At 65.5% G+C, this 20,530-nt stretch carries 20 protein-coding genes; 7 read left to right on the plus strand and 13 right to left on the minus strand.

The features are described from left to right. The first annotated feature begins 22 nt into the window (after nucleotides 1-22). The gene (locus AC1RNQ_RS11835; RefSeq protein WP_493171340.1) at nucleotides 23-1,192 is read left to right on the plus strand and encodes a serine hydrolase domain-containing protein; all 1,170 of its coding nucleotides are present in this window, start codon (nucleotides 23-25) and stop codon (nucleotides 1,190-1,192) included. 163 nt (nucleotides 1,193-1,355) lie between these two features. Here the strand turns inward: AC1RNQ_RS11835 and AC1RNQ_RS11840 are convergent, their stop codons facing one another. The 3 genes from AC1RNQ_RS11840 to purF form a co-directional block, all read right to left on the minus strand. Then, nucleotides 1,356-1,751: a hypothetical protein gene (locus AC1RNQ_RS11840; protein WP_493171341.1), complete on the minus strand. Its 396-nt coding sequence runs from the start codon at nucleotides 1,749-1,751 to the stop codon at nucleotides 1,356-1,358. Between the two features lie 62 nt (nucleotides 1,752-1,813). Next, nucleotides 1,814-2,548: an SDR family NAD(P)-dependent oxidoreductase gene (locus AC1RNQ_RS11845; protein ID WP_493171342.1), complete on the minus strand. Its 735-nt coding sequence runs from the start codon at nucleotides 2,546-2,548 to the stop codon at nucleotides 1,814-1,816. Nucleotides 2,549-2,552: 4 nt separating this feature from the next. Then, nucleotides 2,553-4,010, minus strand: coding sequence for an amidophosphoribosyltransferase (gene purF / locus AC1RNQ_RS11850; protein ID WP_493171343.1), 1,458 nt, complete (start codon nucleotides 4,008-4,010; stop codon nucleotides 2,553-2,555). Between the two features lie 119 nt (nucleotides 4,011-4,129). Between purF and hisI the strand changes: the two genes are divergently transcribed. From hisI to AC1RNQ_RS11875, 5 genes are all read left to right on the plus strand, one after another. Continuing rightward, nucleotides 4,130-4,510 (plus strand): phosphoribosyl-AMP cyclohydrolase, encoded by a 381-nt coding sequence (hisI, locus tag AC1RNQ_RS11855; RefSeq protein WP_493171344.1) that lies wholly within the window; start codon nucleotides 4,130-4,132, stop codon nucleotides 4,508-4,510. Further along, the gene (locus AC1RNQ_RS11860) at nucleotides 4,497-5,021 is read left to right on the plus strand and encodes a hypothetical protein (protein ID WP_493171345.1); all 525 of its coding nucleotides are present in this window, start codon (nucleotides 4,497-4,499) and stop codon (nucleotides 5,019-5,021) included. Before hisI ends, AC1RNQ_RS11860 begins: the two co-directional genes overlap by 14 nt. A gap of 65 nt (nucleotides 5,022-5,086) precedes the next feature. Next, nucleotides 5,087-5,518: a MerR family transcriptional regulator gene (locus tag AC1RNQ_RS11865; protein WP_493171346.1), complete on the plus strand. Its 432-nt coding sequence runs from the start codon at nucleotides 5,087-5,089 to the stop codon at nucleotides 5,516-5,518. Nucleotides 5,519-5,582: 64 nt separating this feature from the next. Beyond that, complete coding sequence (locus AC1RNQ_RS11870; protein WP_493171347.1) at nucleotides 5,583-7,385, plus strand: acyl-CoA dehydrogenase C-terminal domain-containing protein; 1,803 nt, start codon at nucleotides 5,583-5,585, stop codon at nucleotides 7,383-7,385. A 243-nt stretch (nucleotides 7,386-7,628) separates the two neighbouring features. After that, a complete protein-coding gene (locus AC1RNQ_RS11875) occupies nucleotides 7,629-9,119 on the plus strand; it encodes a phospholipase D-like domain-containing protein (RefSeq protein WP_493171348.1) in 1,491 nt (496 codons plus the stop codon). A gap of 188 nt (nucleotides 9,120-9,307) precedes the next feature. On the opposite strand, the gene AC1RNQ_RS11880 is transcribed toward AC1RNQ_RS11875, so the two are convergent. The 5 genes from AC1RNQ_RS11880 to AC1RNQ_RS11900 all read right to left on the minus strand — a co-directional run bounded on the left by AC1RNQ_RS11880 (nucleotide 9,308) and on the right by AC1RNQ_RS11900 (nucleotide 14,878). After that, nucleotides 9,308-10,159 carry an HpcH/HpaI aldolase/citrate lyase family protein gene (locus AC1RNQ_RS11880; RefSeq protein ID WP_493171349.1) on the minus strand — a complete coding sequence of 284 codons (852 nt, stop codon included), beginning with the start codon at nucleotides 10,157-10,159 and terminating at the stop codon, nucleotides 9,308-9,310. Between the two features lie 139 nt (nucleotides 10,160-10,298). Further along, entirely contained in the window at nucleotides 10,299-10,748 is a 450-nt protein-coding gene (locus AC1RNQ_RS11885) for a MaoC family dehydratase (protein WP_493171350.1), read from the minus strand. 105 nt (nucleotides 10,749-10,853) lie between these two features. Beyond that, nucleotides 10,854-12,692, minus strand: coding sequence for an acetyl/propionyl/methylcrotonyl-CoA carboxylase subunit alpha (locus AC1RNQ_RS11890; RefSeq protein ID WP_493171351.1), 1,839 nt, complete (start codon nucleotides 12,690-12,692; stop codon nucleotides 10,854-10,856). Then, nucleotides 12,689-13,075, minus strand: a complete 387-nt coding sequence (locus tag AC1RNQ_RS11895) for an endonuclease domain-containing protein (protein WP_493171352.1) — start codon at nucleotides 13,073-13,075, stop codon at nucleotides 12,689-12,691. The genes AC1RNQ_RS11890 and AC1RNQ_RS11895 overlap by 4 nt, the downstream gene beginning before the upstream one ends. Nucleotides 13,076-13,279: 204 nt before the next feature. Continuing rightward, nucleotides 13,280-14,878 carry a carboxyl transferase domain-containing protein gene (locus AC1RNQ_RS11900; protein ID WP_493171353.1) on the minus strand — a complete coding sequence of 533 codons (1,599 nt, stop codon included), beginning with the start codon at nucleotides 14,876-14,878 and terminating at the stop codon, nucleotides 13,280-13,282. A gap of 146 nt (nucleotides 14,879-15,024) precedes the next feature. Between AC1RNQ_RS11900 and AC1RNQ_RS11905 the strand changes: the two genes are divergently transcribed. Beyond that, nucleotides 15,025-17,112: a M13 family metallopeptidase gene (locus AC1RNQ_RS11905; protein ID WP_493171354.1), complete on the plus strand. Its 2,088-nt coding sequence runs from the start codon at nucleotides 15,025-15,027 to the stop codon at nucleotides 17,110-17,112. Between the two features lie 115 nt (nucleotides 17,113-17,227). On the opposite strand, the gene AC1RNQ_RS11910 is transcribed toward AC1RNQ_RS11905, so the two are convergent. The 5 genes from AC1RNQ_RS11910 to AC1RNQ_RS11930 all read right to left on the minus strand — a co-directional run bounded on the left by AC1RNQ_RS11910 (nucleotide 17,228) and on the right by AC1RNQ_RS11930 (nucleotide 20,168). Continuing rightward, nucleotides 17,228-17,521 carry a hypothetical protein gene (locus tag AC1RNQ_RS11910; RefSeq protein ID WP_493171355.1) on the minus strand — a complete coding sequence of 98 codons (294 nt, stop codon included), beginning with the start codon at nucleotides 17,519-17,521 and terminating at the stop codon, nucleotides 17,228-17,230. After that, entirely contained in the window at nucleotides 17,518-17,910 is a 393-nt protein-coding gene (locus tag AC1RNQ_RS11915) for a VOC family protein (protein ID WP_493171356.1), read from the minus strand. The genes AC1RNQ_RS11910 and AC1RNQ_RS11915 overlap by 4 nt, the downstream gene beginning before the upstream one ends. Further along, on the minus strand, nucleotides 17,907-18,227 hold the full coding sequence (locus tag AC1RNQ_RS11920) for a hypothetical protein (RefSeq protein ID WP_493171357.1): 321 nt from the start codon (nucleotides 18,225-18,227) through the stop codon (nucleotides 17,907-17,909). The genes AC1RNQ_RS11915 and AC1RNQ_RS11920 overlap by 4 nt, the downstream gene beginning before the upstream one ends. Nucleotides 18,228-18,320: 93 nt before the next feature. Next, entirely contained in the window at nucleotides 18,321-18,971 is a 651-nt protein-coding gene (locus tag AC1RNQ_RS11925; RefSeq protein WP_493171358.1) for a TMEM175 family protein, read from the minus strand. A gap of 30 nt (nucleotides 18,972-19,001) precedes the next feature. Beyond that, nucleotides 19,002-20,168, minus strand: coding sequence for an isovaleryl-CoA dehydrogenase (locus AC1RNQ_RS11930; RefSeq protein ID WP_493171359.1), 1,167 nt, complete (start codon nucleotides 20,166-20,168; stop codon nucleotides 19,002-19,004). Between the last annotated feature and the right edge of the window lie 362 nt (nucleotides 20,169-20,530).

The following is a 20,530-nucleotide window of genomic DNA, read 5'->3' on the forward strand; positions in this document are numbered from 1 at the left end:
AACAGAACAGGGGAGGACAGACATGCGAAGATTTCTGGCGGCGGCGCTGCTGTGCGCGGCGGCGGCGGGATGCTCGTCCCCCGAACCCGCAAAGACCGACACTCTGCCAAAGGATCTCAACGTGCTCTTCTGGACCCAGGACCAACGCGACGCCGCCTTCCGCACGATGGAGACGGTGCCCAAGGTCGTCGTCAACACGGTCAAGGCGGGCGGCACCGTCTATCCGCTGCCCGAGGGCAAGGCGCTCGACGTCGGGCAGGATGTCGACGCCTATATGGCGAAACAGCGCAACGCCGGGCTGATCATCGTCCAGGACGGCAAGATTCGCGTCGAGAAATATGCGCTCGGCTATGCCGCGTCGGGTCGCTGGACCAGCTTCTCGGTCGCCAAGAGCTTCACCTCGACCCTCGTCGGCGCGGCGGTGAAGGACGGCTATATCAAGAGCCTCGACGACAAGGTCACCACCTACATCCCGACGCTCAAGGGTTCGGCGTACGACGATGTCTCGGTGAAGCAGCTGCTCACCATGACTTCGGGGGTCAAATGGAACGAGGATTATACCGATCCCAAGTCCGACGTCGCGCTGTTCAACCTGCAGAAACCCGTCGCGGGCGAGGACATCACCGTCAGCTATATGAAGACCTTGCCGCGCGAAGCGCCCGCGGGGTCGAAGTGGGTGTACAAGACGGGCGAGACCAATTTGATCGGGGTGCTGGTGTCGAGCGCGACGGGCAAGACTTTGTCGGCCTATCTGTCCGAAAAGGTCTGGAAGCCCTTCGGCATGGAACAGGATGCGGTGTGGATGCTCGGCGCCACGGGGCACGAGATCAGCGGCTGCTGCATGTCGGCCAGCCTCAAGGATTATGCGCGCTTCGGCCAGTTCATGCTGAACGGCGGGGTCGCGGGCGGGCAGAAGGTCTTGCCCGACGACTGGATCGCCTCGGCGACCGTCAAGCAGACCGGCATCGATATCCCGGGCCGCGGCTATGGCTATCAATGGTGGACCAACGACGACGGCAGCTACGCCGCGCAGGGCATTTTCGGGCAGGGGATCTTCATCGATCCCAAGCGGGGGCTCGTCATCGCGTCGAACGGCAACTGGCCCACCGCGACCGATCCCGAGGGCGTGGGCGCCGCGCGCGAGGCCTTTTACAAGGCGGTGCAGACGGCGGTGGACAAGGAAGCGAAGTAGCGTCGCCCTCTCCCCTTCAGGGGAGAGGATAGCGCAGCTTGCTCCGTCAGGAGCTAGCGAAGCTTGGAGAGGGGCATGGCAACCCGCTCTCAACTGCGGGCTAGGCAGCAAGCTGCCGAGCCTTCGTATCTCTCCCCTGAAGGGGAGAGAGCAATGATGACGCTCAGGCCGCCACCGGCTCGGCCATCCCCGTCGCGCGCTGCGCGATCCACGCGGCCAAGGCGGGCAGCAGCACCGCCAGCGCCATGATCCACCACGCATCGGCCAGCGTGATCGCGCGGTAGATTGCCGCGCCAATGACGGCGCCCGCGACGATCCAGCCCGCGCCATTGCCGCCCGACACGCGCATCGCGAGCCAGCTGCCCGCGAAGGTGCCGACGAACCAGCCCACGATCAGCGCGATCGTCGAGCCGAGCGGGATGAGGATCTCGCCCGTTTCGAGGTCATATTCGGCGGGCGACAGGTTGCTGCCCGCGATCTGGAAAAGATAGACGAGGCCGAAGGCGACGACGATGCCGACGACCGCGGCGATGATCGACCGAACAAGACCCTGGGTCATGGAAACGCCCCTATGAAAATCCGCATGGGCGGACGTCCTAGGGCAGGAAAGCAAAGATCGCGTTAAGCGTCCGCCATCACCTTGGGCAGCGCATGATAGGCGGTGCTGTCGAAACCATCGACCATCAGCTGCGCGACGAAGGCGCCGACCGCCGCGGGCTCCTTGATGCTCTGCGGATCCTCGCCCGGATAGGCGCGCGCGCGCATCTGGGTGCGCGTGCCGCCGGGGTCGAGGATCGCGGTGCGCACCCCCGAAATATTGCGCATTTCGGCGCCATAGCTCGTCACCAGCGTCTCGAACGCCGCCTTTGATGCGGCATAAGCGCCCCAATAGGCGCGCGGCTCGCGCGCGACGCCGGTCGACAGCGCGACCAGCCGGCCGCTCGCGGCGCGGCGCAGCAACGGGTCGAAATTGGCGATCAGCGCCTGCTGCGCGATCAGGTTCAGCGTCAGCAGCTTGTTGAATTCCTTGCCGTCGATCGCCGCGACCGGGGTCAATGTGCCGAGCATCGCCGCGTTCAGGACGAGCATGTCGAGCTTCTGCCAGCGTTCGGCCATCGCGCTCGCCAGCCGCGCGATGCTGTCGCCGTCGGTCAGGTCGAGCGGCGCGATCGTCGCGCTGCCGCCGGCTTCGTGGATGCGGTCCTCGAGCTCCTCGAGCCCGCCCGCGGTGCGCGCGGTGATCACGACATGCGCGCCGCGCGCCGCCAGCGCCTCGGCGATCGCCTCGCCGATGCCGCGGCTCGCCCCGGTGACGAGCGCGACCTGCCCCGCCAGTTCTTCAGACTTGATAAGCATGATGTCAGACAACCCGTTCGGCGAGCAGCGAAAATTGATCCTCCAGCCCATGCTCGTCGAAATCGGTGAGCGTGGTCGGATAGTCGCCGGTGAAGCAGGCGTCGCAATATTGCGGCGTGCGGTCGCTGCGCTCGGCCTCGCCCAGCGCCCGGTAGAGGCCGTCGATCGAGATGAAGGACAGGCTGTCGGCGTTGATGAAGTTCGCCATCTGGCCGACCGTCATCTGTGCCGCGAGCAGCTTCGCGCGCTCGGGCGTATCGACGCCATAGAAGCAGCTGTGCTGGGTCGGCGGGCTCGCGATGCGCATATGCACTTCGGTTGCGCCGGCATCGCGCATCATCTGCACGATCTTGAGGCTCGTCGTGCCGCGGACGATCGAATCGTCGATCAGGACGATGCGCTTGCCCGCGATCAGCGCCTTGTTGGCGTTGTGCTTCAGCTTGACGCCCAGGTGGCGGACCTTGTCGCCCGGCTGGATGAAAGTACGCCCGACATAGTGCGAGCGGATGATGCCGAGCTCGAAGGGAATGCCCGATTCCTGTGCGTAGCCGATCGCCGCGGGGGTGCCCGAATCGGGGACCGGGATGACCAGGTCGGCCTCGACGCCATTCTCGCGCGCCAGTTCGGCGCCGATCGCCTTGCGCACCGAATAGACGCTGGTGCCGTCGACGATCGAATCGGGGCGCGAAAAATAGACATATTCGAAGATGCACGGGCGCGCGGGGCGCTCGGCAAAGGGGCGGTGTGAGGTCAGCTGGCCTTCGCGGATAATGACGAGTTCGCCGGGTTCGACCGAGCGGACGAAGTCGGCACCGACGACATCGAGCGCGACCGTTTCCGACGCCAGGATATGCGCGTCGCCGAGCTTGCCGATCACCAGCGGGCGGATGCCGAGCGGGTCGCGGCAGCCGATCATGCCCTCGGCGGTCAGGCAGATCAGCGAATAGGCGCCCTCGACCTGCTTCAGCGCGTCGATGAAGCGGTCGAGCAGGGTGCGATAGTTCGACGTCGCGACCAGGTGGATGATCACCTCGGTATCGCTCGTCGACTGGAAGATCGAGCCGCGGCGCACGAGGATCTTCTTCAGCGCCGTGGCGTTCGAGATATTGCCGTTGTGCGCGACGGCGAAGCCCCCGGTCGACAGGTCGGCGTAGAGCGGCTGGACGTTGCGCAGCGCGGTCTCGCCCGTGGTCGAATAACGGACATGCCCGACCGCCGAGGCGCCCGCGAGCTGGCGCATGATGTCGTCGCGGTCGAAATTGCCCGCGACATGCCCCATCGCGCGGTGCGTGTGGAAGTCCTTGCCGTCGAAGCCGGTGATGCCCGCCGCCTCCTGGCCGCGGTGCTGGAGCGCGTGGAGGCCCAGCGCGACCACGGCTGCGGCGCTCTCGGCGCCGTGGATACCAAAGACGCCGCACTCCTCGCGGAGCTTGTCGTCGTCGAACGGGTGTGTGGTGAGCATCTGTGTCCAGCTTCGGGGCAACGGCTGCGGCGCATATAGGGAGGGGAATCGCAAATGTCGCCCCCCCAATTTGGACTCTTGCGTGACAGCGCCCTGCGACCTGCTCTAAAGCGCGCTTCATGACCGATCTGCGCGACAGTATAGACCGTTTCGACCCACGTTTCGACACCACCGGCTTGGTGACCGCGATTGTCACCGATGCCGCGACCGGCACGCTGCTGATGGTCGCGCATATGAACGCCGACGCGATCCGGCTGACGCAGGAGACGGGGCAGGCGCATTTCTGGTCGCGTTCGCGGGGGTCCTTGTGGCGCAAGGGCGAAACCTCGGGCAACGGGCTGACGCTCGTCGAGATGCGCGTCGATTGCGACCAGGATGCGCTGCTGCTGCGCGTGACTCCTGCGGGGCCGGCGTGTCACACCGGGCGCCGCTCCTGCTTCTACCGCCGCGTCGAGGTCGACGGCTCGCTGACCTTTCTGGACGACGATGCGCAGGGCTAGCCTCGCTTTCCTGCTGCTGCTCGCCGCCTGCGACCGCCCTGCGCCCGAGGCGGGGAAGGGCGATGCGGACAATCCGCTCGAGATGGCGGCGCGCGAGCGCGGCGTGGTGCGCCCCGAGGCCGCCGACCTCACCGGCGCCTATGAGCGGCGCCACGATATCGGCCGCGACGCGATGTGCGTCGTCCCCGACGGCGCCGGGCGCTGGCGCTTCGCGCTCACCGCCGCTTACGGCCCCGGCCTCACCTGCGAGGCGCATGGCGGTGTGACGCGCGACGGGGACGGCTGGCGCCTCGATTTTGCGGGCGCCGAGGGGTGCAGCGCACTCGTCCGCGAGGAAGAGGACGAGCTGCGCCTGCCCGGCAGCCTGCCGTCGCAATGCGACAATCTCTGTCCCGCACGTGCCTCGCTGTCGGGCCTGCGCCTGCCGCGCGCCAGCTGGTCCGAGGCCGACGCAAAAGGCTTGCAGATGAAGGGTGATGACGGCAATATGACACGGCCCTGCGGCGCCTGATCTGCGGGCCTTTCCCAGCGCCAGCCAGCCTTGACGTTCACGTCAACGGAAACTAGACTCGCGCGATGACCGACGAATACGGCCACGCCCATATCGACACCCCCGACCATCTCGGACGCGAACAGTTCAGCATCACCGATCTGTCGTCCGAATTCGGGGTGACCGCCCGCGCGCTGCGCTTCTACGAGGATGAAGGGCTGATCAGCCCTTCGCGCCGGGGATTGTCGCGCATCTATTCGAAGCGCGACCGCGCGCGGCTTGCCTGGATTCTGCGCGCCAAGCGCACCGGTTTCAGCCTCGCTGACATCCGCGAGATGATCGACCTCTACGACGTCGGCGACGGGCGCAAGACCCAGCGCCAGGTCACGATCGAGAAATGCCAGGAGCGCATCGCGTTGCTCCAGCGCCAGCGCGATGATATCGACAGTGCGGTCGACGAACTGGCGCGCTTCATCGACATGGTCAAAAAGGTCGACGCGCGCCAGACCGCGAACTGAACCCGAAGCCACAGCCTCCCCGGGCGAGATATCGCCAACCCCTGATTTTTCGGAAAGATTCGGCATGCCCGTCTATCGCGCCCCCATTCAAGACTCGCTGTTCCTGATCAACGACGTGCTTGGCATCGAACGCTATGCGAACCTCCCGGGTTTCGCCAACGCCAGCCCCGACTTGGTAGAGGCGGTGCTGACCGAGGCCGGCAAATTCTGCGAGGAAGTGCTCTTCCCGATCAACTATTCGGGCGACCAGGAGGGCTGCACGCGCCACGACGACGGCAGCGTGACGACGCCCAAGGGCTTCAAGGAAGCCTATAAGGCCTATTGCGACGCCGGCTGGACCCTGCTCACCGCGCCCGAGGAGTTCGGCGGCCAGGCGCTGCCGCACGTCGTCGGCTTCCCGGTCGAGGAATATCGCATGGCCGCGAACCAGGCCTTTTCGATGTATCCGGGCCTCACCCAGGCCGCGGTCGCCGCGATCCTCGTCAAGGGCAATGACGAGCAGAAGGCCGTCTATGTCCCCAAGATGATCTCGGGCGAGTGGGGCGGGACGATGAACCTGACCGAGCCGCATTGCGGCACCGACCTCGGCCTCATCCGCACCCGCGCGGTCCCTAACGGCGACGGCAGCTATGCGGTGACCGGCACCAAGATATTCATCTCGTCGGGCGAGCACGACCTCACCGACAATATCGTCCACCTCGTCCTCGCGAAGACCCCCGATGCGCCCGACAGCGTCAAGGGCATCTCGCTGTTCATCGTGCCCAAGTTCCTCGTCAACGAGGACGGCACACTCGGCGACCGCAACGACCTGATCTGCGGCTCGATCGAGCACAAAATGGGCATCCATGCCAATTCGACCTGCGTAATGAACTACGACGGCGCGAAGGGCTGGATGGTCGGCGAGGAGAATAAGGGCCTCGCCGCGATGTTCGTGATGATGAACGCCGCGCGCCTCGGCGTCGGCATCCAGGGGCTGGGGCAGGCCGACATCGCCTTCCAGAATGCCGTCCAATATGCGCAGGACCGCCGTCAGGGCCGCGCACTCACCGGCCCCGCCGACCCGCAGGAAAAGGCCGACCCGCTCTTCGTCCATCCCGACGTGCGCCGCATGCTGATGGACGCCAAGGCGACCGTCGAGGGTCTGCGCGCGCTCTGCCTGTGGGGCGCGCTGCAGGTCGATCTCGCGCACGCCGCAGAGACCGAGGAAGAGCGCCAGCAGGCCGACGACCTCGTCAGCCTGCTCACCCCGGTGATCAAGGGCTATGGCACCGACAAGGGCTATGACGTCGCGACCAACGCGCAGCAGGTGTTCGGCGGCCACGGCTACATCGAAGAGCAGGGCATGAGCCAGTACGTCCGCGATGCCCGCATCACGATGATCTACGAGGGCGCCAACGGCGTCCAGGCGATGGACCTCGTCGGGCGCAAGCTTGCGCAGAATGGCGGCCGCGCGGTGCAAGCGCTGTTCGCCGTGGTCGATGGCGAGTGCGCGCGCGCGAAGGACGTCCCCGAACTCGCCGACTTTGCCGGACGCCTCGAAAAGGCCAATGGCGAGCTCAAGGCCGCGACGATGTGGTTCATGGCGAACGGCATGGCGAACCCCAACAATGTCGGCGCCGGCGCGCATCATTATATGCACATCATGGGCATCGTCGCCTTGGGCTCGATGTGGCTGATGATGGCCGAAGCGGCGCAAAAGGCGCTCGCCGAAGGCCGCGGCGACAAGGGCTTCCTCGAAGCCAAGCTGATCACCGCACGCCATTTCGCCGAGCGCTTCATGCCCGACGCGGGCGCGCTCCGCCGCAAGATCGAGGCGGGCAGCGAAGCGATGATGGCGCTGACCCCGGAACAGTTCCACGCGGCCTGACCGGTCCTCCCCGTAACGGGGAGGGGGACCAGCGAAGCTGGTGGAGGGGCACAGGCGGTTTGCCTTGCCGTCGATGCCGAGCGCTCCGCTCCGGCAGTTGGAGATGACGGTCCCTTCAGTGATGCATAGCGCAAAACTCCCGTGCCCCTCCACCACCCTTCGGGTGGTCCCCCTCCCCCGGTGGGGGAGGATCTTTGCCACTGATCCCCGCAACCAATTCAGCCGCAGCGCGTCTCAGCGAGCATGAGCGAGGGCGCGCTTTCCCCGATCGTCGTCGAAGGCCGCAATTGCTGGCGGATCGAACGCGCCGACAAGGCGCGGATGATCGTCGATGCCGCCGACTATTATGCGCTGCTCCAAGACCTGATGGCAGGCGCGAAGCAGCGCATCCTGCTGATCGGCTGGGATTTCGACCCACGCATCCCGCTCTGTCCCGACGGCAAGGGCAAGGGCGAAGCGCTCGGCCACTATCTGCTCCGGCTCGCGCATGATGCCCCCGACCGCGATATCGACATCCTCCGCTGGAATTTCGGCGGGCTGAAGCAATTCTTCTCGCCCGCGATCGTCGCGATGATCGCACGCTGGAAGCTGACGCGCGCGATCAGCTTCCGCCTCGACAGCGCGCATCCCGTGGGCTGCAGCCATCACCAGAAGGTCGCGGTGTTCGACGACCATCTCGCGGTGTGCGGCGGCATCGACGTCAGTTCGCGGCGCTGGGATACGTGCGAGCACGCCGACGGCGATGCGCATCGCATCGACCCCGGCGGCAAGCCCTATATGCCCTGGCACGATTCGACGATGATCCTCGCGGGCCCCGTCGGGAGCGCGCTCGCCGAACTCGGCAACGAACGCTGGCAGCGTGCAACCAGGAAGCCGCTCCGCGAAATCGAGGGCGATGGCGAGAATTGGCCCGAGGCGCTCGAATCCGATTTCTTCGGCGTCGACGTCGCCATCTCGCGCACCCGCGCCGAATATGACGGTTACGAGGAAATCCGCGAGATCGAGCAGCTCTATCTCGATATGATCGCGGCGGCGAAGCGCTTCATCTATTTCGAGAATCAATATTTCACGAGCGCCAGGATCGCCGCCGCGATCGCCGAGCGGCTGAACGAGGACTATCCGCCCGAATTCGTCATGGTGATGCCCAAGCAGGCCGACGGCTGGCTCGAGCAGATGGCGATGGACGCCGCGCGCGTGCAACTGGTGCGCGAGATCGCCAAGGCGAAGCACGGCGACCGCCTCCGCGTCTATGTCCCGCACACCGCGGGCGGCGAGCCCATCTATGTCCACGCCAAGACTACGATCGTCGACGACCGGCTGATCCGCGTCGGTTCGGCGAACATGAACAACCGTTCGATGGGGCTCGACAGCGAATGCGACGTGACGATCGACGCCGCGCTGGCGGCGAACACCGGGGTCGAGCCGACGATCCGGCGCCTGCGCGAATCGCTGATCGCCGAGCATCTGGGGGTCGAGCCGGTGATGGTCGGGCGCGGCTTCGAAGCGAGCGGGTCGCTGATCGACACGATCGAGGCGCTGCGCGGCGAGGGGCGTTCGCTCGAACTGCTCGACCTGATCGAGCCCGGCCCGTTCGACGAATATATCGCCGAGCACGAACTCCTCGACCCCGAAAGCCCCGACGCGATGTTCGAGGCGATCCCCGAACGCGGACTCCGCAAGAACTGGCATCGGGGCAAGGTGTGGATGCGGCGGCATCGACCGTTTGGGAGCTGATCCCTTCCCCCTTGATGGGAGAAGGATATGAAGCCTTATCGCGAAGCGATTAGGCGAAGTTGGATGAGGGTGATGACGCGTCCTTGCCCCTCCCCCGGGGTTTCAGGCCGAGCGCGCATCCCCACCGCTGCGACTAACGAACAAGTTCGTAAGTCTCGCTGCCTCCCCCATCGAGGGGGAGGGCGAGCTTAATCCGCCAGCGACAGGATATGCCGCGCCTGCTTGAGGTGCGGGGCGTCGACCATCTTGCCGTCGACCTGCAGCACCCCGATGTCGGGATTGGCGGCGAAGGCATCGACGATCGCCTGCGCGCGCGCCACCTCTTCGGCGGCAGGCGTAAAGGCGGCGTTGATCGTGCCGACCTGCGACGGATGGATCGCCATCATGCCCGTAAAGCCATCGCGTCGCGCGCGCGCGGCATAAGCCGCCAGACCGCTGTCGTCCTTGATCGCGGGAAACACGGTATCGACCGCCGCGACCCCCGCCGCGTGCGCGGCGAACAGGGTCATCGCGCGCGCGACCTCATAGGGCGCGGTATAGCTGCCGTCGGCCTCCCGGCTCGCCGCCGCGCCGATCGCGGCAGGCAAATCCTCGGCGCCCCAGGTCAGCCCGAGCAGCCGGTCCCTGACCTCACGGTAGCTCCCCAAGGTGAAGATCGCCGCCGGCGTCTCGGTCGCGATCGGCAGGATCGCGGGCAGCGAGGCATCGGCGGCGGATTCGCTGCGCAGGATGGTGTCGAGCTGCAGGATGCTCGGCGCGCCCTCGGCCTTGGGCAGCATGATCGCATCGGGCCGCGCGCCGGCGATCGCGGCGACATCGGCGGCGGTCAGGTGCCCGTCGAGCGGGTTGACGCGCACCAGCGTGATCACCTCGCGTGTTCCCGCCAGGTAATCGGCGATTGCGTGCCGCGCCGCATCCTTGTTGGCGAGCGAGACAGAATCCTCGAGATCGAGGATGATCGCATCGGCGCCCGACGCCGCAGCCTTGGCGAAACGTTCGGGGCGGTCGCCGGGGACGAAGAGGAGCGAGCGGAGTCTCATGATCCGATCCTCCCCGGAACGGGGAGGGGGACCATCCGGAGGATGGTGGAGGGGGCTTTCGTCATGGAACGAGGTTTGAGGCCGCCACCCCCCTCCGTCAACCCTGCGGGTTGCCACCTCCCCACGAGTGGCGAGGATTTTACGACCGCTTCTTCAGCAACGCCGACCGCTCGCACTGGCACACGGTCTCGCCGCGCTGGTTGATCGCCTTGTGCAGGAAGGTCACGATCCCGGCACCCGGCCGCGACTTGCTCTCCTTCAGCGCCACGACCTCGCTCGTCGCGTAGAGCGTGTCGCCGATGAACACCGGCTTGGGCATGACCAGCTTGTCGTAGCCGAGATTCGCGACCAGCGTCCCCAGCGTCGTGTCGCCGACCGACAGCCCGACCATCAGGCTGAAGGTGAAGGTGCCGTTGACCAGGATCTGTCCGAACTCCGACGCCTTCGCCGCCTCGATGTCGAGGTGCAGCGGCTGCGGATTGTGCGTCATGACCGTGAACAGCAGATTGTCGGTCTCGGTCACCGTGCGGCGGATATCGTGCGTCAGCGTGTCGCCGACCGCCCATTCGTCGAAATATTTGCCGGCCATTTCAAAACTCCGTTCGCCCTGAGCTTGTCGAAGGGCTGTTCTTTTCACGCGACGTCAAAGGCAAGAGCGGTGCTTCGACAAGCTCAGCACAAACGGGGAAGGGGATCATTCTTCCTTCTCGATCCGCACCAGCAGCGCCTCGACCTGCACCTGCGCGCCCGCCGATGCGTTGAGCTCGGCCACCACCCCGTCGAAGGGCGCGGTCAGGCTATGCTCCATCTTCATCGCCTCGAGCGTCAGCAATTTCTGCCCCTTGGTCACTTTGTCACCCGCGGCGACGTCGACCGCGATGACCTTGCCCGGCATCGGCGACAGGATCGCGCCGTCGCCCGCCGCGCCGCCGGTGCTTCCCGCGGTGCGCCACGGCGTGAGCTGCCACACCGATCCGCTCTCGGCGACCAGCATCGCGGGCGCGGGGTCCTCGGCGCCGGGGCCGTGGAGTTCGACCTCGACGCGTCGGCCGTCGAGCAGGAAGGGCGCGCTGCGCACGTCGGGCGCGTTGAGCCGGAAGCCCGCCTGCAGCGCGCGCGGCGTCATCGCCATCGCGGCGTTGGTCAGCGCCTGCGCCGAGGGTTCGGGCTCGGCGGTCATGCCGTCGCTGTCGCGGCCGATCAGCCCGGTGTCGACGCTGCCCGCGACGAAATCGGGGTGGTCGAGCGCATTGATCAGAAAGGCCGAATTACTCTTCACTGGCCAGATCGCGCTGTCCTCGAGCATCTCCGACAGCAATTCGCGCGCTTCCTCGCGATCCTCGCCCCAGGCGATGACCTTGGCGATCATCGGATCGTAGAACGGCGAGACCTCCGCGCCCTCATAGACCCCGGTGTCGACGCGCCCCATCTGATCGGGCAACTGGAACAGCTCCAGCGTGCCGATCGAGGGCAGGAAGCCCTTCGCCGGATCCTCGGCATAGAGCCGCGCTTCCATCGCCCAGCCGTTGATCGCGAGTTCCTCCTGCCTGAGCGGGATCGGCTCGCCCGACGCAACGCGGAGCTGCCATTCGACCAGATCGACCCCGGTGATTTCCTCGGTCACCGGATGCTCGACCTGCAGCCGCGTGTTCATCTCCATGAACCAGATGCGGTCGGCGCGCAGGCCTTCCGAGGCGTCGGCGATGAATTCGATCGTCCCCGCGCTGACATAGTCGACCGCCTTCGCGGCGCGTACCGCGGCGGCGCAGAGCTCGGCACGCGTCGCCTCGTCCATGCCGGGGGCAGGGGCCTCCTCGATCACCTTCTGGTGGCGGCGCTGAAGCGAGCAGTCGCGCTCGAACAGATGGACGACATTGCCGTGGGTGTCGCCGAACACCTGCACCTCGATATGGCGCGGGGTCAGGATATATTTTTCGATCAGCACATGGTCGTTGCCGAACGACGACGCCGCCTCGCGCTGGCACGAGGCGAGCGCGTCGAGGAAGTCCGCCGCGGCGTCGACCTTGCGCATCCCTTTGCCGCCGCCGCCCGCGACCGCCTTGATCAGCACGGGATAGCCGATCTGCCCGGCCTGTTCGGCGAGGAAGGCCGGGTCCTGATTCTCGCCCATATAGCCCGGCGTCACCGGTACGCCTGCCGCGGCCATCAGCTTCTTGGCGGCGTCCTTCAGCCCCATCGCGGTGATCGACGAAGGCTTTGGTCCGACCCAAACGATCCCGGCATCGGCGACCGCCTGCGCGAACTCTGCGTTTTCGGAGAGGAAGCCGTATCCGGGGTGGATCGCTTCGGCCCCGGTCGCTTTCGCGGCGGCAATGATCTTCTCGCCGACGAGGTAGGATTCACGCGCCGGCGACGGCCCGATATGCACTGCCTCATCGGCCTCGCGCACATGCAGCGCCTTGGCGTCGGCGTCCGAATAGACCGCAACGGTCCTTATGCCCATCTCGCGCGCGGTGCGGATGATACGGCAGGCGATCTCGCCGCGATTGGCGATGAGGAGGGACCCAATCACAGCCGGTCCTCCCCGGTACGGGGAGGGGGACCATCCGCAGTATGGTGGAGGGGCCGCAAGCTATCGGCGAAGGTTGCGATCGATTGGGCAACCGCCGCCGCGTCCTTCAAGACTTCACTCGCCGCTATTCGCACGATCTGCCATCCTCTCTCGTTCAAAATTCGGTTGCGCCGCGCGTCTCGTTCCGGGCGATCTGCCAAGTCATGCGCCAGCCCGTCGATCTCGACGAGCAGGCGGTGTTCGACACAGGCAAAGTCGGCGACATAATCCAGAACGGGAAACTGCCGTCGAAATTTCAATCCTGTCTGCCTACCGCGCAATTGACGCCACAACAGCCCCTCCGGCAAGGTCATCTCGCGACGCAATCTTCGCGCCAGGCTCACAGTCTTGTCGTCGGCACCAACCGTTCGATGTCGAACCCGCCCCAATTCCTCCCCGGAACGGGGAGGGGGACCATCCGAAGGATGGTGGAGGGGCCGGGACCTATCGATCATGCGCCGGCGCCATCCGGAGAGGCTCCGACCCCTCCGTCACCGCTTCGCGGCGCCACCTCCCCGTCCCGGGGAGGAACTTGGCCGGTTCCTCCATCACATCCTAAACACGCCAAACCCACGCTCCTCGACCGGCGCATTCAGCGTCGCCGCAAAGGCCAGTCCCAGCACGTCGCGCGTCTGCGCCGGGTCGATGATCCCGTCGTCCCACAACCGCGCGGTCGCATGATAGGGATTGCCCTCATCCTCGTACTTCTGGCGGATCGGCGCCTTGAAGGCCTCGGCCTCTTCCGCCGTCCATTTGTCGGCATCGCGGTGCACCGTCGCCAGCACCGACGCCGCCTGCTCGCCCCCCATCACCGAAATCCGGGCATTGGGCCAGGTGAACAGGAAGCGCGGCGAATAGGCGCGTCCGCACATGCCATAATTGCCTGCGCCGAAGCTGCCGCCGATCAGCACAGTGATTTTGGGCACCGTCGCGGTCGCCACCGCAGTCACCAGCTTCGCGCCATGTTTTGCAATGCCTTCGGCTTCATATTTGCCACCGACCATGAAGCCCGAGATATTCTGGAGGAAGAGCAGGGGAATGCGCCGCTGCTGCGCGAGCTCGATGAAATGCGCGCCCTTGACTGCGGATTCGCTGAACAGCACGCCATTGTTGGCCAGGATCGCGACCGGGATGCCCCAGATATGCGCGAAGCCGCACACGAGCGTGCTGCCGTAATTCGCCTTGAACGCGTGAAACTCGCTACCGTCGACGATCCGCGCGATCACTTCATGCACATCATAAGGCGCGCGCACATCCTGCGGGATCACTCCGTAAAGCTCGGCCGCGTCATATTTGGGCGGCCGCGGATCCTTGATCGCGACCTCGAAGCCCGCGTCGCTCCCCAAATGGCTGACGATATCGCGCACGATCGTCAGCGCATGCTCGTCATTCTCGGCGAGATGATCGACCACGCCCGATTTCTTCGCGTGCAAATCGCCGCCGCCCAGATCCTCGGCGCTGATCTCCTCGCCCGTCGCCGCCTTCACCAGCGGCGGACCGGCGAGGAAGATCGTACCCTGGTTTCGTACAATGACGGTTTCGTCGCTCATCGCCGGCACATAGGCGCCGCCTGCGGTGCAACTCCCCATCACGCACGCGATCTGCGGGATGCGCTTCGCCGACATCACTGCCTGGTTGAAGAAGATGCGCCCGAAATGGTCGCGGTCGGGAAACACCTGGTCCTGATGCGGCAGGTTCGCGCCGCCGCTGTCGACCAGATAGATGCACGGCAGGCGGTTCGCCTCGGCAATTTCCTGCGCGCGGAGATGCTTCTTGACCGTCATCGGATAATAGGTGCCGCCCTTCACCGTCGCGTCGTTGCACAGGATCATGCACTGGCGCCCCGACACGCGGCCGATGCCGCAGATCAGCCCCGCGCCCGGCACTTCGCCCTCGTACAGGTCGTTCGCCGCGAGCTGGCCGATTTCGAGGAAGGGCGAACCCGGGTCGAGCAGGTGCTCGACGCGCTCGCGCGGCAGCAATTTGCCACGGCTCGTATGGCGTTCGCGCGATTTCTCGTTGCCGCCCAGCGCCGCCTCGGCGACGCGCGTGCGCAGTTCGTCCTTCAGCGTGATATTATGCGCGGCATTGGCGCGATAGGTCTCGCTATCGGCATTGATCATGGTTCCCAGGACCGGTGCACTCACGTCGATTTCTCTCCCGTTCAGAATGGCCGGGTTAGCCGGTCGTTCGTCGATTGGAAAGCGCCGCAGGCCGAAATCGGGTGGCGCCCAAACCATCGGCACACAGGCCCGTTGCTTCGGCATATTTTCCAAACACAAGGTCGTCAGTTATGAACCATCGCCTTCTCGCTATCCTGCTGTCCAGCGCCACGATCCTCGGCTCCACCGCCGCCTGCACCAGCGGCAAGGAGGAAAGCAGCGCCGCCTATACCGTCGGCACCGAGCTCGGCATCAGCAAGGCGGCGATGGACATCACCGCCAAGCCCGGCGACGATTTCTACGCCTACGCCAACGGCAATTGGGACAAGACGACCGAAATCCCCGCCGACCGCTCGTCGATCGGCGCCTTTTACGTCGCGCAGTTCGAAACCGAGAAGCGCAACCGCGAACTGGTCGACGCGATCGTCAAGGGCGACGCCGCCCCGGACACCAACGAGGGCCGCATCGCCGCCTTCTACAAGGCCTATACCGACACGAAGGCGATCGACGCCGCGGGGATGAAACCCGTCGCCGCCGACATCGCGCGCTTCAACGCGATTCCCGACAAGGCCGCGCTGTCGAAGGTGCTCGGCGAACAGACGCGCGCCGACGTCGATCCGCTCAACGCCACCGATTTCGGCACCGAAAATCTCTTCGGCCTCTTCGTGGCGCAGGGCCTCGCTACTCCGGGCGAGGTCATCCCCTATGTGCTGCAAGGCGGCCTCGGTTTGCCCGAGCGCGAATATTATCTCTCCGCCGATCCCAAGATGGCGGAGATCCGGACCGAATATCAGGCCTATATCGCCAAGCTCCTGACCGCCGCGGGCCAACCCGACGCCGCCGCGAAGGCGAAGCGCATTTACGACCTCGAAGTGAAGATCGCCAAGGCGCACGCGACGCGCGAGGCGAGCGAGGATTTCACCAAATCGGCGGCGGTCTGGGCCAAGGGCGATTTCGCCAAGAAGGCGCCGGGGATCGACTGGGACGCCTGGTTCGGCGCCGCCGGGCTCGACGGCGCCGCCAAATTCGGCGCCTATCATGCGAATGCGATCACCGGCCTCTCGGCGCTCGTCGCCTCCGAGCCGCTCGACGCGTGGAAGGACTGGCTCGTCTTCCACCAGATCAACAGCCACAGCGACGTGCTGCCGACCGCGGTCGATCGCGCGCATTTCGCCTTTTACGGCACCACGCTCGCGGGCACGCCGCAGCAGCGTGCCCGCGACAAGCGCGCGCTCGATGCGCTTGACATCTATCTCGGCGACGCGGTGGGCAAGGCCTATGCCGACAAATATTTCCCCGCCTCGGCCAAGGCCGAGGTCGGCGACATGGTCGCGGGGATCAAGGCGGCCTTTGCGAAACGCGTCGAGACGATCGACTGGATGGCGCCCGAAACCAAGAAAGAAGCGATCAGGAAGGTCGAAACGATCGCGGTCGGCGTCGGCTATCCCGACACCTGGCGCGACTATGGCGCGTATAAGATCAGCGCAAGCGACGCCTATGCCAATGTCGTCGCCGGCGAAAAGGCCGAGACCGCGCACCAGCTCGCCAAGATCGGCAAGCCGATGGACAAGGGCGAATGGTGGATGGTCCCCCAGACGGTCAATGCGGTGAACCTGCCCGTCCAGAATGCGATGAACTTCCCCGCCGCGATCCTCCAGCCGCCTTTCTTCAACGCCAAGGCCGACCCCGCGTTCAACTATGGCGCGATCGGCGCCGTCATCGGCCACGAGATCAGCCACAGTTTCGACAATAATGGCGCGGCGTTCGACGCGACGGGCGCGCTGCGCAACTGGTGGACGCCGGCCGATCTCGCCAGGTTCAACACCGCGGGCGACGCGCTCGCCGCGCAATATGACACCTACAAGCCGTTCCCCGACCTCGCGCTCAACGGCCGGCTGACGCTGGGCGAGAATATCGCCGACGTTGCCGGCTTACAGGCGTCCTACGACGCCTATCGCGCCTCGCTCGGCGGCAAGGAGGCGCCGGTGATCGACGGCTTCACCGGCGACCAGCGCTTCTTCATCGCCTTTGCGCAAACCTGGGCGACCAAGATGCGCGCCGAAGCGCTCCGCGCCCGCGTCGCGACCGACGGCCACGCCCCGGGCATGTACCGCGCGCTGACCGTGCGCAACCTCGACGCCTGGTACAAGGCGTTCGACGTCAAGGAAGGCGACAAGCTGTATCTGGCGCCCGACAGGCGCGTGCGGGTGTGGGGGTAAGATACCCCCCTCCCTGCAAGGGAGGGTTGGGGGTGGGTCGCGAGCGCAGCGAGCGTCTGCGCTATCCGCCAGACCCACCCCTAGCTGTGACTAGCCAGCAAGCTGGCAAGTCTCGCTACCCCTCCCTTTCAGGGAGGGGAGGCTGGTCACCCTCCGGCTTTTCCTTCAAGATCAGATACCGATACACCCCGATCGTATTGATGAGCAGCAGCGCGATATTCTGCCACCCGATCCCCTCGCTGTCCTCCTGCAGGAACCCCCACAGGATCAGCGCGATACTGCTCGTCACGAACACGACGAACGCCCAGCCGGTCCAGCGCCGCCCGAGGTTCAGCGACACCACCAGCGCCGCGAGCGTCGCCGCGCCCGCGCCATAATATTGCAGCGCCGTGAGCAGCGTATCGTTCATCGCGCTTCGACGAGGTTGCTGACCTCGACCAGATTGCCGTCGGGATCGTGGAAATAGAGCGAGTCGATCGTCCCCGTCGCCCCGTCGCGCAGCCCACTGTCGATCACCGCGACGCCTTCGGTCGCCAGATGCGTGCGCCACCGCGCGACCGGAGTGTCGCTGAGCAGGCAGAAATTGCCGCTGCCCGGCACCGTATCGCGCGCGATGCCCGGCGCGGTCGCTGCATCCTGCAGGCTGATCTTGTGCGGACCGAATTGCAGCGAAAATTTGCCCGGCCGCTCCTCGCGCGCCGCCATGCCGAGCACGCGTTCGTAAAAGGCGCACGTCGTCCCGACATCGCGCACGCACAGCACGATATGGTCGAACCCGCGCACCGTAAAATCGCTCAAACCCATGCTCCGATCAGGGCCAGCACCCCCGACCCCGCGAGGAAGGGCCAGATGATGTGCCGTCCCCCGGTACACGCCGCATTGACCAGTCCGGTTCCCACCCAGCCGAAACCGATGACGACGAGCAGCCCGCGCGGGGTGTCCGGCCAGGCGACCGTCGCCGCGGAGAGCAGCATCAGCACCGCCATCGCGTGCCAGGCGAAGCGGAAGACCTTGCGCGGCATATCGGCCAACAAAATGCCACGCTTGATGCGCAGCAGCGGCTGGATCAGCCTTTTCTCGCCGAGGATCGAATGGGTGAGGGCCGACGCGACCATTGCCGCGGCGGATAGCCATAGCCACGTCACGCCGCGATCTGCTTCCGTTCGATCCTCATACGCCTCGTCCCGACGATTTCGGCGAGCGGTCGGTCATGCGCGTACCTCGTCGGTCGGCGCTGGCTTCGGAGACGCCGACCAGGCCAAAAGCAGCCGCCGCCAAAGCGGCATGGTCAGCAAGCCCGCCTGGCTGTACATCGGCGCGAGAAACGACAAGGCGATCGACACCAGAGCCGCGAGCGCGAGGCTGCGCGGCCGGGCCGACAGGTCGCGTATCTGATCCTCGGGAACTTCGACATTGTCGCGCAGCGCCCGTGTTACGGCCCACATCAGGAGCATGTTGAGCAGCCCCAGCGCGAGCATCGTGGCGTTATAGAACAACGCCGATACCAACGCGCCGAGATTAAGGCCCAAAAAAGCGGTCGCAAATGGCGTAAAGGCAATGCCCATCAGGAACAGAAGGTTCGGCCAGAGCAGCCGCCGGTCATAATGGTCGAGCAGGCTGAAGGCATTGTGATGCCCGATCCAGAAGCGGCCGATGACAAGAAAACTCAGGGCAAAGGCAAAAAAGCTCGGCAAGAGCTGGGAAAGCGCATCCCCGAACGCCGCTACCGGCGCGCCGTGGGGCAGGTGCGGCACATGAACTTCGATGATGAGAAGCGTGATTGCGATTGCAAAGACCGCATCGGAGAAAAAAATCGTCCGCTCCAACGGATGATCGATGCTGCTATGTCCCTTCATCATCACTTGCCCCCCAAGTTTTCAGGTGAAGACCTAAATCGCGCCTATCAGCTCGCGGCCGATCAGCATGCGCCGAATCTCGTTCGTCCCGGCGCCGATATCGAGCAATTTGGCGTCGCGCCAGTAACGCTCGACCGGCCAGTCCCTGGTGTAACCCGCGCCGCCCAGCGCCTGGATCGCTTCGCCCGCGACTTTCACCGCATTTTCGCTCGCGAGCAAGATGCAGCCCGCGGCGTCGAAGCGCGTCGTCTGCCCGGCGTCGCACGCCTTGGCGACGTTGTAGACATAGGAGCGCGCCGACTGGAGCATCACATACATGTCGGCGACCTTGGCCTGCATCAGCTGGAAGCCGCCGATCGGCTTGCCGAACTGCTTGCGCTCGCGCACGTACGGGATGACGGTGTCCAGGCACGCCTGCATGATCCCGAGTTGCAGCCCCGCGAGCACGACGCGCTCATAGTCGAGCCCCGACATCAGCACGCCGACCCCGCCGTTCTCGGGTCCCATCACCTGCTCCTCGCTCACCTCGCAGTCGGTGAACACCAGCTCGGCGGTGGGCGATCCACGCATGCCGACCTTGTCGATCTTCTGCCCGATCGCAAAGCCCGGCATGTCCTTCTCGATCAGGAAGGCGGTGATCCCGCGCGACCCCGCCTCGGGGCTCGTCTTGGCATAGACGACCAAAGTATCGGCATGCGTCGCGTTGGTGATCCAGAATTTCGTCCCGTTGAGCACATAGCCGCCCTGGACGCGCTCGGCCTTCAGCTTCATCGACACGACGTCGCTGCCCGCGCCCGCCTCGGACATCGCGAGGCTGCCGACATGCTCGCCCGAAATCAGCCTGGGCAGATATTTCGCCTTCTGCTCTTCATTCCCCCAGCGGCGGATCTGGTTGACGCACAGGTTCGAATGCGCGCCGTACGACAGGCCGATCGCGCCCGAAGCCCGCGACACTTCCTCGACCGCGATGACATGTTCGAGATAACCGAGCCCGAGGCCGCCGAACTCTTCCTCGACGGTGATGCCGTGCAGGCCGAGTTCGCCCATCGCGGTCCACAGCTCGTCGCGCGGAAACCAGTCTTCCGCGTCTGCTTTGGCCGCCAGCGGTGCGATCTTCTCGTCGGCGAAGCGGGCGGCGCTTTCGCGGATCATCTCGGCATTTTCGCCGAGCGCGAAGTCGAAATCGGGGGTGGCGCGCATGGAATCCTCTATTCTGTTCGGGTTGCGACTAGCAGGAAGGTGCCGCAAACAGAAGGGGATGCACAAGCCAGACTATTTTGCCGCAAAGCCCATCCTGCTTGCTTGTCGGCGCGCGGAATGGCTAGGGCCGATCGGCGCGTTTGTCCGCGTGGCTCCCATTTGGGAATGTTCTACGCTGGATTGGCGCGTATGTCGCCAATCCAGCGCCATCGAATAAAGAGGAACCGGAGCTTGTCGTCTCCCCAGCCGCAAAGTCCATCGAACCTGACCCACCTTGACCGCCTCGAGTCGGAGAGCATTCACATAATGCGTGAGGTTTTGGCGGATGCGGTGGCTCCGGTGATGTTGTATTCGGTGGGCAA

The sequence above is a fragment of the Sphingopyxis sp. GW821-FHT12F08 genome, assembly GCF_058806755.1.